15 protein-coding genes are annotated in these 14,088 nt (G+C 73.8%); 3 read left to right on the forward strand and 12 right to left on the reverse strand.

Annotation, left to right across the window (positions count from 1 at the left end):
- Positions 1–163 precede the first annotated feature (163 nt).
- Positions 164–895, reverse strand: coding sequence for an SDR family oxidoreductase (locus KSK32_RS01780; RefSeq protein WP_216928125.1), 732 nt, complete (start codon positions 893–895; stop codon positions 164–166).
- 95 nt (positions 896–990) lie between these two features.
- Between KSK32_RS01780 and KSK32_RS01785 the strand changes: the two genes are divergently transcribed.
- Positions 991–1,839 (forward strand): LysR family transcriptional regulator, encoded by an 849-nt coding sequence (locus KSK32_RS01785; RefSeq protein ID WP_216928126.1) that lies wholly within the window; start codon positions 991–993, stop codon positions 1,837–1,839.
- A 5-nt stretch (positions 1,840–1,844) separates the two neighbouring features.
- Here the strand turns inward: KSK32_RS01785 and KSK32_RS01790 are convergent, their stop codons facing one another.
- From KSK32_RS01790 to KSK32_RS01825, 8 genes are all read right to left on the reverse strand, one after another.
- Positions 1,845–2,327, reverse strand: a complete 483-nt coding sequence (locus tag KSK32_RS01790; RefSeq protein ID WP_216928127.1) for a GNAT family N-acetyltransferase — start codon at positions 2,325–2,327, stop codon at positions 1,845–1,847.
- 28 nt (positions 2,328–2,355) lie between these two features.
- Positions 2,356–2,964, reverse strand: coding sequence for an ATP/GTP-binding protein (locus KSK32_RS01795; RefSeq protein WP_216928128.1), 609 nt, complete (start codon positions 2,962–2,964; stop codon positions 2,356–2,358).
- Positions 2,945–3,334 carry a DUF742 domain-containing protein gene (locus KSK32_RS01800; protein ID WP_013287416.1) on the reverse strand — a complete coding sequence of 130 codons (390 nt, stop codon included), beginning with the start codon at positions 3,332–3,334 and terminating at the stop codon, positions 2,945–2,947. The genes KSK32_RS01795 and KSK32_RS01800 overlap by 20 nt, the downstream gene beginning before the upstream one ends.
- A complete protein-coding gene (locus KSK32_RS01805) occupies positions 3,331–3,756 on the reverse strand; it encodes a roadblock/LC7 domain-containing protein (protein WP_216928129.1) in 426 nt (141 codons plus the stop codon). The genes KSK32_RS01800 and KSK32_RS01805 overlap by 4 nt, the downstream gene beginning before the upstream one ends.
- Before the next feature lie 65 nt (positions 3,757–3,821).
- A complete protein-coding gene (locus KSK32_RS01810) occupies positions 3,822–6,281 on the reverse strand; it encodes a nitrate- and nitrite sensing domain-containing protein (protein WP_216928130.1) in 2,460 nt (819 codons plus the stop codon).
- Positions 6,282–6,361: 80 nt separating this feature from the next.
- A complete protein-coding gene (locus KSK32_RS01815; protein ID WP_216928131.1) occupies positions 6,362–7,921 on the reverse strand; it encodes a prenyltransferase/squalene oxidase repeat-containing protein in 1,560 nt (519 codons plus the stop codon).
- Positions 7,918–8,793 (reverse strand): terpene synthase family protein, encoded by an 876-nt coding sequence (locus KSK32_RS01820; RefSeq protein ID WP_216928132.1) that lies wholly within the window; start codon positions 8,791–8,793, stop codon positions 7,918–7,920. Before KSK32_RS01820 ends, KSK32_RS01815 begins: the two co-directional genes overlap by 4 nt.
- The gene (locus KSK32_RS01825; protein ID WP_216935700.1) at positions 8,790–10,127 is read right to left on the reverse strand and encodes a cytochrome P450; all 1,338 of its coding nucleotides are present in this window, start codon (positions 10,125–10,127) and stop codon (positions 8,790–8,792) included. Before KSK32_RS01825 ends, KSK32_RS01820 begins: the two co-directional genes overlap by 4 nt.
- A gap of 312 nt (positions 10,128–10,439) precedes the next feature.
- Here KSK32_RS01825 and KSK32_RS01830 point away from each other — a divergent pair, with 312 nt between their 5' ends.
- Positions 10,440–10,688: a DUF2630 family protein gene (locus KSK32_RS01830; protein ID WP_013287422.1), complete on the forward strand. Its 249-nt coding sequence runs from the start codon at positions 10,440–10,442 to the stop codon at positions 10,686–10,688.
- A 51-nt stretch (positions 10,689–10,739) separates the two neighbouring features.
- On the opposite strand, the gene KSK32_RS01835 is transcribed toward KSK32_RS01830, so the two are convergent.
- The 3 genes from KSK32_RS01835 to KSK32_RS01845 all read right to left on the reverse strand — a co-directional run bounded on the left by KSK32_RS01835 (position 10,740) and on the right by KSK32_RS01845 (position 13,410).
- Positions 10,740–11,669 (reverse strand): serine protein kinase RIO, encoded by a 930-nt coding sequence (locus KSK32_RS01835; protein ID WP_216928133.1) that lies wholly within the window; start codon positions 11,667–11,669, stop codon positions 10,740–10,742.
- Positions 11,670–11,860: 191 nt separating this feature from the next.
- Entirely contained in the window at positions 11,861–12,505 is a 645-nt protein-coding gene (locus tag KSK32_RS01840) for an HAD family hydrolase (protein ID WP_216928134.1), read from the reverse strand.
- 59 nt (positions 12,506–12,564) lie between these two features.
- Positions 12,565–13,410, reverse strand: a complete 846-nt coding sequence (locus KSK32_RS01845; protein WP_216928135.1) for a carbon-nitrogen hydrolase family protein — start codon at positions 13,408–13,410, stop codon at positions 12,565–12,567.
- A 105-nt stretch (positions 13,411–13,515) separates the two neighbouring features.
- Here KSK32_RS01845 and KSK32_RS01850 point away from each other — a divergent pair, with 105 nt between their 5' ends.
- Positions 13,516–14,088 carry a TetR/AcrR family transcriptional regulator gene (locus KSK32_RS01850; protein ID WP_194803152.1) on the forward strand — a complete coding sequence of 191 codons (573 nt, stop codon included), beginning with the start codon at positions 13,516–13,518 and terminating at the stop codon, positions 14,086–14,088.

The following is a 14,088-nucleotide window of genomic DNA, read 5'->3' on the forward strand; positions in this document are numbered from 1 at the left end:
CTCTGAGGTATACCGCTCGACAGCAATGTGTCTCGCACTGAGCATGACGCTCAGTCACCCCGACGATCAGTAGTCCGGCAGAGCGCCGTCGCCGTCTCGTTGCCCCGAACACGTGCGGTTCGAGGGCACGCCCCCGGGCCACCCGAACGGATGCTGACCGGAGTCACCACGGGATCGCGCCCGCGTCCTCGAAGTAGCCGCCGGTCGGCCCGTCGTCCGGCAGCGTCGCCAGCCGGATCGGGGTCGCCGCGCCCTGCTGCACGGTCCGTACGCCCCGGAAGCCGTTGAGGTCGGTCGCGGTGAATCCCGGGCAGGCGGCGTTGATCAGGATGTTCGTGCCTGCGAGCGCCCGCGCGTACTGGATGGTCACCGCGTTGAGCATGCTCTTCGACGGCGCGTACGCCACCGACAGCGGACCGGTCTGGTCCTCCCCGGCGGAGGCGCTCTGCCGGGTCAGCGAGCCGACGCCGCTGGAGACGTTGACGATCCGTGGCGAGACCGAGCGGCGCAGCAACGGCAGCATCGCCTCGGTCACCCGGACCACCCCGATCACGTTCACCTCGACCGCGGCCCGCATGGTCGCGACGTCCACGTCACCCGGATGCTGGGGCACGCCACCGGTCACGCCCGCGTTGTTGACGAGCACGTCCAGACCGCCGGCCTCCGTCTCGAGCAGCCGGGCGGCGGCGGTCACGCTCGCGTCGTCGGTCACGTCCAGCGGTACGCCGAACGCGTCCACGCCGCCCGCGCGCAGCTTCGCCACCGCGTCCGCGAGCCGCTGCTCATCCCGGGCGCCGACACCCACCCGCATGCCAAGCGCGCCCAGACCGGCTGCGATCTCGTACCCGATGCCCTTGTTCGCGCCGGTCACCAGCGCGATCGTCCGTTCACTCATGGGCTCGATCCTGTCCGCGCGGCGCGCGGGCCTCCAACACCACCTCGGTAGCGACCGATACCCGACGGGTATCGATGCGGCGGTACGGTGGCGGGATGGAGACGCGGGAGCTTCGCTACTTCGTCGCGGTCGCCGAGGAACTGCACTTCGGTCGCGCCGCGCGCCGCCTGGGCATCGCCCAGCCGCCGCTGTCGCGGGCGATCCGCCAACTCGAACGGCGCCTCGGCGTGACGCTGCTGGAACGGGACAGCCGCAGCGTCGCGCTCACCGCGGCCGGGTCGGTGCTGCTGCGCGAGGGCCGGGCCGCCCTGGACGCCGTGGACGCCGCCGACCGCCGTACCCGCCGCGCCGGTGAGGCGTCGAACGGCGGCCCCGGGCTGGTGCTGGCGACGAAGGCGGGCGCGTCGAGCGAGCTGCTGCCGAAACTGCTCGACGCGTACGCGGCCGAGCCGGACGCCGTCCCCGTCGAGGTGCTGCTGTGCGGCATCGGCGAGCAGGAACGGCTGCTGCGCGACGGGCGGGCCGACGTGGCGCTGCTGCACCTGCCGTTCGACTCGACCACGGGGCTGGACACCGAGGAACTGGTCACCGAGCAGCAGGTGGCGGTCCTGCCGGCCGGACATCCCCTGGCCCGGCGGCCGCACCTGCTGCTGGCCGAGGTGGAGACGCTGCCCGGCCTGCCGATGCCGCGCTGGCCCCGGGCCGACGGGTCGTACCCGGACGGTCCGGGCCCCGAGGTCCGGGACCACGCCCAGTTGTTCCAGCTCATCGCGCTGGGCCGCACCGCGGTGGTGCTGCCGGAGTCAGTCCGGTCGCTGCTGCTCGCCGACCTGACCGCCGTGCCGGTGCCGGACGCGCCGGCGGTGACCACCGTGATCGCCTGGCCACCGCACAGTCGGTCGCGGGCACTGGCCGCGCTGGTCCGGACCGCCACCCGGCTGTAGCGGCGCTAGGCGGGCAGGTCCTTGCGCATCTGCTGGGTGACGACGCGGTAGCCGGACGTCTCGTACAGCCTGCGCGCCGTCTCGTTGGCGCCGAACACGTTCAGTTCGAGCGCCTCGGCGCCGTGCTCCCGGGCCGCCCGCTCCCCGGCCGCGAGCAGCGCCCGCCCCAGGCCCCGGCCCCGATGCTCGGCGGCCACCTCGATGTCGTAGAGGAACGCGCAGCCCGCGACACCGCGCGGGTGGGTCAGGCCGATCCACAGGCGCCCCACCGGCGAACCGTCGGCCAGCACACCGAGCAGGAAGAGCATGCCGGGCGTGGCCATGCCCTGCGGCAGGAAGGCGGCGCTCTCCCGCCGGGCCCGGTCGAGCGCCTCCTCCGCAGTCCAGTTGCCGGCGGCCACGTGCTCCTGCGCGTAGCCGGCGGCCAGCTCGTCCTGCCAGCTGTCGAACTCCTCCGGGGTCATCGCCCGGACCGTCACCTCGGTCATCCCCACTCCCCCGTCGATGTGTGACCGGTCAGTCCTCGGCGGCGCGGCGGCGCGCCTCGCGCAGTTTCATGGCGTGCTCCAGCAGCGTGATCAGCACCTCCTTGGCCGACTCCCGCTTGCGCGCGTCGCACAGCACCACGGGTACGCCCGGGTCCAGGTCGAGCGCGGCCTGCACCTCGTCCAGGCGGAACTGCTTGGCGCCCTCGAAGCAGTTCACCGCCACCACGAAGGGCGTGCCGCGACCCTCGAAGTAGTCGATCGACGGGAAGCAGTCGGCCAGCCGGCGGGTGTCGGCGAGCACCACCGCACCGAGCGCGCCGAGCGCCAACTCGTCCCAGACGAACCAGAACCGGTCCTGGCCGGGCGTGCCGAACAGGTAGAGCACGAGGTCGTCGCTGAGGGTGATGCGGCCGAAGTCCATCGCCACCGTGGTGGTCGACTTCTCCTCGATGCCGGACAGGTCGTCGATGCCGATCCCGGTCTCGGTCAGCACCTCCTCGGTGCGCAGCGGCCGGGTCTCGCTGACCGCGCCGACCATTGTGGTCTTGCCGACGCCGAACCCGCCTGCGATCAGGATCTTGATCGCGGTGGGCAGCGGCGCGGCGCCCGCCGGCCGCTCAGAGCGCCCGTAGTCCATTGATTACCGCCTCGAAAACGTGCTCGTCGGGAAGGCCGGCGGTGGTCGCGCGCGGCTCGCGTACCTGTACCAGGCTGCGGGCGGCCAGGTCTCCGAGGAGAACCCGGACCGTGCCCACCGGCAGGTCGAGATGGGCGGCGATCTCGGCCACGGAGAGGATCCGCTGGCAGAGGCCGACGATCGCCACGTGCTCCGGGCCCAGCCCGGACTCCGACCCGACATCGGTGCGGGTCGAGGTGACCAGCGAGATCAGGTCGAACGTGCCGGTGACCGGGCGGGCCCGGCCTCCGGTCACCGCGTACGGGCGCACCACCGGGCCGGCGTGGTCGTCCACCCACTCCTGCTCCGCGGAGTCCCCCCGGCCGGTCATCGTGCCGCGTTCTCGCCGAGGGGCTGTTCCCGGGTCGGTGACGCGACGAACCGGCCGACCCGGGTGACGAGCATGGCCATCTCGTACGCGATCAGGCCGACGTCCGCGTCCTCCGAGGCCAGCACCGCCAGGCAGGCGTTGCGCCCGGCCGCGGTGACGAACAGGAAGGAGGACTGCATCTCGATGATGGTCTGCTGCACGTGCCCGCCACCGAACCGCTTGCCCGCGCCACGGGCCAGGCTCTGGATGCCCGCCGCCATGGCCGCCAGGTGCTCGCCGTCGTCCCGGCTCAATTCGCGGGACGAGGCCATCAACAGGCCGTCGGTGGAGAGCGCCACGGCGTGCTCCGCCTGCTTGACCCGGCCGACCAGGTCATCCAGCAGCCACGTCAGATCCGCGCTCGAAGCCGTCTTCTGCGCCACTCGTCGTCCTCATCTTCCCGGCTGGTGTGCCGTCAGCTTCCGGTTCCGTCGCGTCGACGTCCCGGTCAGGTAACCTGCTCGTCCGCGTCGGCCGGCCCACCGCCGGCCCCATGGGCTCCGCCGAGCAGACGCGCGGCATCGGTACGGCCGCGTCGCGTACCGCTCTGGTAGGAGCTCATCATCCGGCGCACCTGCTCCGGTGCACGCGCCGTGTCGTCGTCGGCGTCGTCGTCCGCCGCGGTCTGGTCGTGCCGCAGCTCCGGCACGAGGCTGGCCTGGCGTACCCGGACCGGCAGCCCCGCGTCCGTGACCGGCGCGGTCTCCGGCTCGAGCGACGCCTCGGCCGCGTCCGTCGTTGCGGCGGACCGGCGCTCCACCACTGCCAGCTCCGTGGTGGGCCCCGCCACCGCGGGCTGCCGCTTGCGGGTACGCGCGGGCAGCCCGGAGGGGGTCAGCCGGGGCGCCTGCGTCATCGGCTCCGGCACCTGCGGGGTGGGCTCGGCCGGCTGGTCCGGTTCGGCGCCGTCGTCCGGGCCGGACGGGGTCGCCGGCCCGTCACCGTCGCGCGTGCTCCGTGCCGGGTCCGGCGCGGGCGTCGCGGGCAGGGCCGTCCCGGGGGCGGGCAGGGCGTCGGCCTCGTCGGCGCCGGCGGCGGTGATCAGTTCACGCGGGATCAGCACCACTGCCGTCGTGCCGCCGTACGCGGACTCCTTGAGCTGCACCTTCACGCCGTGCCGCTCGGTGAGCCGGCTGACCACGAACAGGCCGAGCCGGGCCGCGTCGGCGAGGTTCAGCTCGGACCGGTCGACGATGCGTGCGTTGGCGGCGGCCAGTTCGTCGGCGCTCATGCCGAGGCCGCGGTCCTCGATCTCGACGGCGAAGCCGTTTGCGACGAGCTGGCCACGGACCTCCACTGTGGTCTGCGGCGGCGAGAAGGAGAGTCCGTTCTCGATCAGCTCGGCCAGCAGGTGGATCACGTCACCGACGGCGCGGCCGGTCAGCGACACCTCGCCGAGCGGGCGCACGGTGACCCGGGTGTAGTCCTCGACCTCGGCGACCGCGCCGCGGACCACGTCGACCATTGGCACGTTGCGCCGCCAGGCCCGGCCCGGCGTCGAGCCGGAGAGCACGATCAGGTTCTCCGCGTTGCGCCGCATCCGGGTGGCCAGGTGGTCGACCCGGAACAGGTCCTCCAACTCCTCGGCGTCGTGTTCCCGCCGCTCCATCGCGTCCAGCAGCGTCAGCTGCCGGTGCACGAGCGCCTGGGTACGCCGGGCCAGGCTGAGGAACACGTCGCGGACGCTGCGGCGCAGTTCGGCCTGCTCGACGGCGGTCCGGACGGCGGTCTCCTGGACGACGTTGAACGCCTTGCCCACCTGGCCGATCTCGTCGTCGCCGAACTGCAACGGTGGCGCCTCGCGGGCGACGTCCACCTCCTCGCCGCGGCCCAGCCGTTCCACCACGCTCGGCAGCCGTTCGTGCGCCAGCCTGAAGGCGGCCTCGCGCAGCCGTTCGAGCTGGCGGACGAGCGCCCGAGCCGTGGTGATCGAGACGACCACGGAGGCGATGACGGCGATCAGGCCGAGACCGGCGGCGAGCACCAGCCGCACGATGACGCCCACAGCGACCGGCGTGGCCCGGGAGACGATGTCCTCACCGCCGGCGAGGATCACCTCGCGCAGGTCGGCCATCGCCTTCTCGGCGGCGGCCTGCCACGCGGCTGCGGTCACCGGCGGGCGCACCTCGGCGCCCTTGGCCGCGAGCACCTGGTCCTGGAGCGTGCGGAGCTGCTGGAACGCGTCGCCCTCGACCATCCGGTCGAAGCGGGCGCGGTCGCCGGGGGCGAGTTCCCGGGCGGTACGGTCGGCGAGGAACCACTGCGCGCCGACCAGGCGGGCGAACGCGGTCTGCTCGCCGACGGTGATCCGGTTGGCGGCGATCGCGCCGGTGAGCAGCGCGTCCTGCTGGGACAGCAGCTCCCGGGACCGGTTGAGGTCGATGAGCGCGGCGGTGTCCTTGGCGATCTCGTCGTCGTCGAGGCCGCCGAGGGCGTCGAAGACCGCGAAGATCCCGTCGACCGCCTCGTCGTACGCGATCAGCGTGCTGGTCCGGTCGATGGTCTTGCGGCTGACGTCGGCGCGTACCTGGCCGAGCTGGTCCAGCTCGGTCTTCAGCTCGTCGAGCCGGCTCATCAGCTCCTCGCTGGCGGGGAGCTCGGTGCGCCAGTCCCGCACCGAGCGCCACAACGCGCCGGCGGTCTCGTCGGTACGCGCGCGCTGGGCCTCCAGCTCCTGCAACCGGCCCGGATCGGACTCGCCGAGGTAGCGCAGCGACAGGCGGCGCTCGGCCTGCAACTCCTGCAGCAGCGGGTCGCTCGGCTCGAAGACGCGCGCGTTGAGCGTCTGCACGCCGAGCAGGTTGAATCCGTCCCGTACGGTTACCCACGCGGCGAACGCCCAGAGCGCGATCAGCGACGCCAGCAGCGCGATGATCTTCGTACGGAGATTCGTACTGCGGGAACCCATCACACCGTCCTGGCCCGGTCTTCGGTCGGTTCGGAATCCGATCGACTCCGGCGCACGCTAGCAGCCGTCGTGAACCTCATTCAAGCGATCCTGATCATGGTAGGTGCGGCCCCCGTCCGGGCCGCCCCGGCGCGGCCGGAGGCCGCCAGCACCGCGGCGCGCACGATCCGCGTCGGGCGGTAGAGGTCCTTGTCGTGCCATAGTGCCGGTTCGCCGTCGCATCCGTCCAGCTCGGACAGTCGACGGCGCCCCCGCGCCAGCGCCGATGTGATCCGGGGGTCGCCGGGCCGGCCCGCGTCGGCCAGGGCGAGCACCGCGTACGCGGTCTCCTCGGCGGTGCCGTCCCACCGTCCCCAGGAGCCGTCCGGGCGCTGCGTGTCCAGCAGCCAGGCCACCCCCCGCTCGACAGCGGCACGCGCCGCGCCGTCCGGCGCGTGGTCGGCGAGGGCCAGCAGCACCGCGTAGGTGGCGTAGTACGGCGAGGCGTGCCAGCGGTCCTCCCACCGCCCGTCCGGCTCCTGCCGGTCCAGCAGCCACTCGGTGACCCGGCGCCGGGCGCCGATGAGGCCGGGCGCGCTCGGTTGCTCGCCGAGCGCGTCGAGCACGTGCGCGTTTGTGGTCAGCGACGCGCCGTCCTCTCCCGGCCAGGTGCAGAAGTGCCGTCCGGTGTCGAACCCGGCCAGCGGCTGAACGCCCGGCGCGCGACCCAGCCGGGCCAGCGCGTAGAGCGTGACGGCGGTGGTGTCGGCGTCGGCGGGCAAACCGGGCGCGGTGGCCGCGCCGGACGGTCCGACCGCGGCGCGCAGCTCGGTCAGCACCGGTTCGGGCGCGCCGACCGGCACGCCGGCCCGGACCAGGATGCCGAGCACCCAGGCCCGTTCGAACACGGTGATCGGGCTCGCGCAGGGCACCGGACCGGGCCGGGCGACGGCGTTCAGGTAGTCCAGCGCGGGACCGGGCTCCGGCTTGCCCAGCCAGGCCGCGGTGGCGGCGGGTGAGGCGCCGACGGCACCGCTGGCCGAGGGACGTACGCCGGGCGCGCGGTACGCCAGCTCGCCCGCCACCTCCAGCGCGTGCGCCAGCTTCTCCGGCACCGGTCTTCCGGTGGCCAGCAGCCCGCGTACCCGGGTCAGCCGGGCCGGATCGAGACCGGCCGGCAGCGGCAGACGGGCCCGGCCGGCCCACTCGGCCAGCCCGGGTGGCGGCCCGGCCGGACCGTCGAGGTGCCGGTCCACAGCGGTCAGCAGCGCCGGCACGATCAGATCGGTGGCGGGCAGGTCCGGCGGGGCGCCGTCGCGCAGCGCGCCGGCCAGATGTGCCAGTCCCCGGTGCGCGGCGGCGGCCGGCGCGGCGGCCGGACCGTCGTGGTGCAGCACGGCCAGCAGCGCCTCGACCGCGCTCAGCGTCGGCACCAGCGCGTACCCGCCGGGGCCGCCCCAGCCGCCGTCCGGGCGCTGCCGGTCCAGCAGCCAGGTCACGCGCCGGTCGTGGCCGTCGAGCCAGGGCGCGAGCGCGACCAGCCGTCCGGTCTCGTAGACCGACGGTGACGTCTGCCCCTCCGGCCCGCCGCCGAGGTCGGTGATCAGGTCGTGCGCGGTCCCGGACCGGGTGGCGGGCACCGGTCGGGCGGTGAGCGTCACCGCACGCCCCAGAAGTCGGTGTTCCGGTAGAAGCCGGTGGTGAAGCCGAGCTGCCGGGACAGGAAGCCGGCCTCCCGCGGCACCTCGCCGGCCAGCTTCGCCAGCAGGACGCGGCAGTGGTCGACCTGCTCGGCGAAGCGCCGCTCGACCTCGGCCGGGTCGTCCACCAGCAGCAGCGCGTTGAGGTCGCCGGACTCGGCGTCGCGACGGTGGGTGCCGAGGTCGTTGACCAGGCGCAGGGCCCGCTGGACCTCGTCGCTGACCTCGATCAGCCGGGCCAGCGTGGCGGCGTCGGACACCGATCCGGTGTGGATCCAGTGCGCCACGTTGACCACTGTGGCGGCGAGGTTGTCGGCGTTCGCGAGGTAGTCGGCGAGCGTGGGGCGGCCGGTGTGCCGCCAGTCCCACTCGCGGGCCATCGCGTCGAGCGTGCGTGCCATCGTGTCCCGCCACTGCCCGCGCAGTGCCGGGTAGGCGGGCGCGGCGGCGACGTCGTCGCGCAGCTCGGCGAGGAACCGGCCCAGCGGGTCGCCGGACTCGCTGCCGTCGAGAACGTCCAGGCAGACGCCGGTGACCCGGTCGACCTCGGCCCGGCTGGTGGCCTGGTGGTCGACCAGCCAGTCCACGGCGAATCCCCAGAGCACCGCGCGGTTGGTCACCCCGAGTTCGGCGGCGTTGTGCCAGGGGGCGCTGAACGCCATCGCCTGCGCGATGCTGCTGAACAGCGTCGCGTCGAACGGGTCGCCGGGGAACAGCTCGGGGTGCGCGGCGGCGGCCTTGCGCAGGCCGCGCTGGCCCTGCGCGGCGAGCGCGCAGACCCGGCCCTGCTCCGCCGCGACGGCGAGCGGATCGGGGGTGGGCCCGTCGGTCATGCCCGCCCCGCCCGCTCTGCGGCGACGAGCGTCAGCTCGACCCGTTCGCGCGGCCGCAGCGCGGCGGCCAGCCGCAGTCCGGGTACGCCGGGGCGGTGCAGCCGGAACCGGTAGCGGCTGAGCATGGTGGCGAGGATGAGCTGGGCCTCCAGGTAGAACAGGTACATGCCCAGGCACTGGTGCGGGCCGCCGCCGAACGGGAAGTGGGCGTACCGGTGCCGGGCCCGGACCCGCTCGGGGCGGAACCGCTCCGGGTCGAACTCGTCCGGGCGGTCCCAGAACTGCCGCATCCGCTGGGTGATCAACGGGCTGACCGCCATCGTCGCGCCGGGCTCGATCGGCACGCCGTCGATGACGTCCCCGGCGACCGCGCGGCGCGGGATGATCCACCCGATCGGGTAGAGCCGCAGCAGTTCGTCCAGCACCATCCGGGTGTACGTGAGCCGGCTCAGGTGCTCGCGTCGTACCGGCTCGCCGCCGACCACCTCGTCGATCTCGGCGTAGAGCCGCCCGGCCACCTCGGGGTGCTGGTCCAGGTGGGGCCAGGCCCAGGTGAGCACGTTGATGGTGGTCTCCGTGGTGGCGGCGAACATCGCCACGGTGTCGTTGCGGACCTGCCGCTCGTCGAGCTGCCGCCCGTCGTCGGTGCGGGCCTGCCAGAGCGTCGAGATGACGTCGTCGCCCTGGTCGGCGGACTCCCGCGTCTCGCGGACGATCGGCACCAGCACGTCGTCGACGATGCGGACGGCGCGGGCGAACGTGCGGTCGCCGGGCATCGGCAGGGACAGCGGCGCGAACGGCACGATGATCCGGGGGATGACGGCGGTGGCGATCCGGTCCTGCGCCTCGATCACGCGCATCGCGTCCGGTACCGAGATCCGGTCGGCGAAGAGCACCTTCATGATCGCCCGGCTGACGATGCGCGCCTGCTCCACGCCGATGTCGACCGGCTGCCCGGCGCGGGCCGGCTCGTCCAGTTCGCCGACGGCGTCGCGGATCGCGTCGGCCATGCCGTCGACCAGCGCCTCGACCCGCTTGGCGGTGAACATCGGCTGGAGCATCCGCCGGCTGGCCGACCAGATCTGCCCCTCGCCGAGGATCCCCTCGCCGAACAGCCGCTTGACCGGGCGCCAGAACAGCCCGTCACCGGCCCGCTCGTAGTTGTCCGCCCGGTCCCGCAGGACGTGCTGCACGTGGCGGGGGTGGGTGACCAGGTACGGCCGGAACGAGCCGAGGTTGAGCCGGACCAGTTCGCCTTCGGTACGGTTACCGATGTCGATGAGGGCCCGGGCGGGGTCGCGGAGCACCGCGGGCAGGATCTTCCGCAGCGGCACGGTCCGGGGTCGGCCGGCGGGCCTCGGTGTGTCCGTTGGTTCGGGCACCTGAACGCTCCCTCGGTTGACTCAGGGTCGCGGCTCCGTATCGACCCGTGACGTTGCCCGCGAGCATGCCATCCTGAGCGGCAGATCAAAAGGCAGGTCGGAGGATATTTCACGTAACAACTATCTCTTTGTCGAGAATGGAGCCCGTGGGATGTGCGTCACTCGCGTACACAGTGGCCGCTGCGGAGAGCGAGCAATGCTCACCTCTGCGCGGACGGCGGCAGAACGCGGGCGCGGACCCGTCCGCTGTGCCAAGCTTCGGGCATGGACGACAAGACCATCCTCAGCCGGATCTCGGAACTCGTCGACGAGGAGCACCGCCTGCGTGCCGACGCGCAGCAGCACGAGGCCGGCACCGACGACGAGGCGCGGGAGCGGCTGCGCGCGCTGGAGGAGTCCCTGGACCAGTGCTGGGATTTGCTGCGCCGCCGCCGGGCGGCCCGTCAGGCGCACGGCGACCCGGACGCCCAGGGCGAGCGCCCGGTGCCGGAGGTCGAGCGCTACCTCCAGTGACCCGGACCGGACCGGCGTCCCGGGCGGTCTCCCGCCCGGGACGCACGTCGGTCAGCGGATGCCCGCCTCCCGCAGCAGCGCTTCGGTCAGCGCCGCCGGGTCGGTCACCGTCGCGGGCATTCCGCGGGCGGTGAACCAGGCGGCCACCACCCGCACGTCGCGGGCCAGGAAGTCGGCCCCCTGCGGGTTCGCCACCACGTCGACCACCTGCGGCAGGTCGATCATCACCAGCCGGCCCGCGTGCACCAGCAGGTTGTACGGGGACAGGTCGCCGTGTGCGTACCCGGCCCGGGCGAGCACCGTCAACGCCTCCACGAGCTGGTCCCACAGGTCGCGCAACACGTCGTCGTCGGGCCGGGTCTGGGCGAGCCGCGGTGCGGCCTCCCCCGCCTCGGCGTCGCCGACGAACTCCAGCATCAGCTCGGTGCCGAGCAGCTGCACCGGGTAGGGCACCGCGATCCGCCCGGAGGCGGCCCCGATCTCCCAGAGCTGGGACAGCGCGGCGAACTCGGCCGCCGCCCACTGCCCGGCGATCATCTGCCGGCCGAACGCGGTGCGGCCGGTCATCGCCCGCATCTCGCGGGACCGGCGTACCCGGCGGCCCTCCAGGTAACCGGCGTCCCGGTGGAAGAGCCGGTGCTGGGCGTCGCGGTACCGCTTGACCGCCAGCAGGCAGGCGCGGTCGGTGCCCGGCACGGCGCGGCGGACCAGGTGGACGTCCGCCTCCTTGCCGGTCTTGAGCACCCCGAGCTCGGTGTCCCGGGCGGCCAGTTCGGTGACCAGCCAGTCCGGATGCGGCTCGGGGCCGTGGACGGCCTGATCCCAGGAGGACCACCGGTCCTCCGCCTCGGGCTCGGCGTCCGGGTCGGTGAGGGCCGGCGGGGTGCGCCGCCCTCGCTTCAGGAAGTCGGGTTCGTCGTCGTCGAAGCGGCTCTTGCCGCGGCCACGGCGCTGCGGCGCCGGGAGGTCGTGATCGCGCACGGGTGGATCTGTCCTTCGATCGAGGCTGGTGGAGGCAGGTGGGACGACCCTGCGAAAACGGCCATGACCGACCTCCTCTCCTCGACCGGGCACACCCCGGCTGCGCACTCGCGCGGCACCATGCTCGTGCGTCGCCCCGGGCAGGTCAACGGATTTTTCCGCGCCGCCGCCCCGCGCGCCGCCGGCAGCGGTCAGCCGGCCAGCACTGCCGCGACGGCCGCGATCAGCCCGTCCTCGATCCGGGTGGGCGCGAACCTCGGGTCGGACCAGCGGCGTCCCCGGTGCAGCCAGACGCTGGGCAGGCCCACAGCTGTCGCGCCGCCGATGTCCGCCTCCGGGCTGTCACCGACCACCCACGCGCCGCGCAGCGGCATCCGGGCCCGCTGGGCGGCGAGCGCGAAGATCCTCGGGTTGGGCTTGCTGACGCCCGCCTCCTCGGAGATCACCCAGTCGGCGACGTACCGGTCCAGGCCGGTCTTGCGGATCTTGGCGTCCTGTTGACGGGACGCGCCGTTGGTGACCACCACCGGCACCCAGCCGGCGTCGGCCGCGATCCGCAGCGCGCATGCCACCAGCGGGTCCAGCCGCGTGTGGGCCACCACGCCGTCGTGCAGCTCGTCGACCAGGTCGATCGAGGGGATGCGCAGCGCGTACCGGTCGCGGATCGCGTCCGCCAGGTCCCACCTGTTGGTCAGCCCGTCAGCGTCCACGGACACCAACCAGTCGAGGTCGGCCGGGGGCGCGCCGATGCCGTCCAGGAAGCGTTCTCCCCAGGCGCGGAACGGCCCGTCGCGGTCCAGCAGGGTGTTGTCCAGATCGAGCAGGAGCAACGGCACCTGGGCACCCTACGGGAAGGGCCGGAGCACCGACAGGGGCGAGGGCCCCGCCACGGCGATCAGGCGACGAGGACGGCGCGCGCCGCCCCGGCGTCGAGCGGGCGGTCCCGCAGCATCGTGTGCGCCGCGCGGGTGGCGGCCAGCGCGTCCGGGTTTAGCGTGGCCACCAGCACGTCCTCGCCGGTGTCGGCGCCCCGGGCCAGCGGCCGGCCCTCCGGGTCGTACACCGCAGCGCCGCCGTTGAACCGCCACGGATCGGCGCCGCCGACCGCGTTGGCGAACACCACGTACATCGTGTTGTCCAGCGCCCGGGCGGCGTAGTAGAGGTCGCGCCGGTGCGCCGAGCCGCTCAGGTAGCCACTCGGGCAGAGGTAACCGTGCGCGCCGTCGCCGGCGGCGGCCCGCGCGTGCTCCGGGAAGCAGCCGTCGTAGCAGACGCCCAGACCCAGCCGCCACGTGTCGACATCGATCGTGGCGCCCCGGCGGCCGGCGTCGAACAGTTCCCGCTCGCCGCTCCAGAGCTGCTGCTTGTCGTACGCGGCGATGACCGTGCCGGCCGGGTCCACCACGAGCGAGGAGATGGTGCGCCGCAGGTCGGGGTGGCGGACGGCGGCGCCGATCACCACTGCCGCGCCCGCGTCGGCGGCGGCGGAGCGCAGCGGGTCCAGCCGGACGTCGGTCACCCGGCCGTCGGCGTCGGCTGCCACGTCCGTGCCGTCCGGGTCGGCGCCGAGCGTCGGCGGGTGGTACGCCGGCAGGAACAGTTCGGGCAGCACCACGACGCGGGCGCCCTCGGCCCGGGCGACGAGGCGGGCGGCGGCACCGGCGTTGCCGGCGACGTCGCCGGGGACGGGCTGGGCCTGGACGGCGGCGACGGTGAGCGGGCGCGCGGGAGGGGCTGTCACGCGCCGATCCTAACCACCCGGCGACGGACGGATGATCTTCCGGGATCGCCTCTCAAGCCGTACGTACGGTTTGCATCGGCCCGTTCCACCTGCGACGATCCGTTCGTGCCCAGAGTAAGTCAGGACCAGCTCGACGCGCGCCGGCAGGAGATCCTCGCGGCGGCACGGGCGTGTTTCGCCCGGCACGGCTACGAGGGCGCCACCGTGCGGCGGCTGGAGGAGGCCACCGGCCTGTCCCGTGGCGCGATCTTCCACCACTTCCGGGACAAGGACTCCCTCTTCCTCGCCGTGGCCGAGGACGATGCCGCCGCCATGGTGGAGACGGTCGCCCGCAACGGTCTCGTGCAGGTGATGCGCGACCTGCTGGCCCGGGCTGTCTCGCCGGACACCACCGGCTGGCTCGGCAGCCAGCTGGAGGTCTCCCGCCGGCTGCGCACCGACCCCGCCTTCGCCAAGCGCTGGGCGGAGCGGTCCGAGGCCATCGCCGCGGCCACCCGGGAGCGCCTGCTGCGCCAGCGCGAAGCGGGCGTGCTCCGCGACGACGTGCCGATCGACGTCCTCGCCCAGTTCCTGGAGCTGGCCTACGACGGGCTGGTGCTGCACCTGGCGATGGGCCGGCCGGCCGGCGACCTGGCCCGGGTGCTCGACCTGGTCGAGGAGGCCGTCCGCCGGCACTGA

It is taken from the genome of Micromonospora sp. WMMB482 (assembly GCF_019038635.1).
GTDB lineage: Bacteria > Actinomycetota > Actinomycetes > Mycobacteriales > Micromonosporaceae > Micromonospora > Micromonospora marina.